We start from the raw sequence: 1,310 nt of genomic DNA, 5'->3' as shown, positions 1-1,310 counted from the left end.
TTGAAAACATTTGAACAGCAGGAGTTCGAGCTGGAGGGACTGACCTTTAAGACGTATCCGACGGACAATCATACGGCCAAATTTGATCTGACCTTGGATGCCGTGGAGCAGCCGGAAGGCATTCTGTGCAGTCTGGAATACAGCACGGCGCTGTACAAGCCTGAGACCATCGCGCGATTGGCACAGCATTTTACCGAACTTGTTCGTGCCATTACCCTTCATCCGCAGCAGCCACTGGCAGCTTTGGATATGGTAACTGTCGAGGAGAAGGCACAAATCATCTACGGTTTTGGAGATGTGGGAGTATCGGATGTTACTGCTGAAGCAGGAGGCTTATTCCATACTTATGTGGAAGAACAGACCCAGCTTATACCAGATCATGTGGCGGTGGTGTACGAGGAACAACAACTGACGTACCGCACACTGAACGAGCGTGCGAACCAATTAGCCCGTAGACTGCGAAATGAAGGCATTGGACGCGAGTCGATTGTTGGCATTTTGAGTGAACGTTCGGTCGACATGCTGGTTGGCGTACTGGCGGTGTGGAAGGCAGGAGGCGCCTATGTGCCGCTGGATGCAGATTATCCGTCCGAACGTATTCGTTTCATGCTGGAGGACAGTGGTGCGACGGTACTGTTGACCCAAACGGGCTTACAGGAGCGCGCGCAGGTCTGGCTGGATGAAAGCGAAGCAGTATCCGAACCCGCAACGGGACTGTGTCTGCATACTGTACTGGCGCTGGACGATGAGTCGCTGTACACCGGGGATGCCACGGACGTTGAACCTATTAATGAACCGAAGGATCTGGCGTATGTGATCTACACGTCGGGAACAACGGGACGTCCGAAGGGCGTCATGATCGAGCATCGCAGCTTGGTGAATACCGCCGCGGCGTATCGTCGGGATTATCGCCTGAACCAGTTCCCGGTACGTTTGCTGCAGCTGGCGAGCTTCTCCTTCGACGTGTTCGTCGGTGATATCGCGCGGACGCTTTATAACGGCGGCACGATGGTTATCTGTCCGAAAGACGACCGCATTGATCCGAGCCGTCTGTATGGCTGGATTCACGACTATCAGATTACGGTGTTCGAATCCACACCAGCCTTGATCGTACCGTTTATGCAGCATGTGTATGAACAGGGACTGGACATGAGCAGTCTGGAACTGATGATTACCAGCTCGGATAGTTGCAGCGTGACGGACTACCGGGTGCTGCAAGAACGTTTTGGCGCAGATATCCGCATTATGAACAGCTACGGTGTCACGGAAGCGGCGATCGACTCCAGCTTCTACGACGAAGAACTGTTGAA

At 53.5% G+C, this 1,310-nt stretch carries 1 protein-coding gene; it reads left to right on the top strand.

Annotation, left to right across the window (positions count from 1 at the left end; translation table 11 throughout):
* Positions 1-1,310: AMP-binding protein (locus tag G9G53_RS25600; protein ID WP_165150873.1), on the top strand; the 1,310-nt coding region annotated here is incomplete at both ends.

The sequence above is a fragment of the Paenibacillus sp. EKM206P genome (assembly GCF_011066155.1).
Classification (GTDB): Bacteria; Bacillota; Bacilli; order Paenibacillales; family Paenibacillaceae; genus Paenibacillus; species Paenibacillus polymyxa_D.
This window is presented reverse-complemented; position numbering and strand designations above follow the sequence as displayed.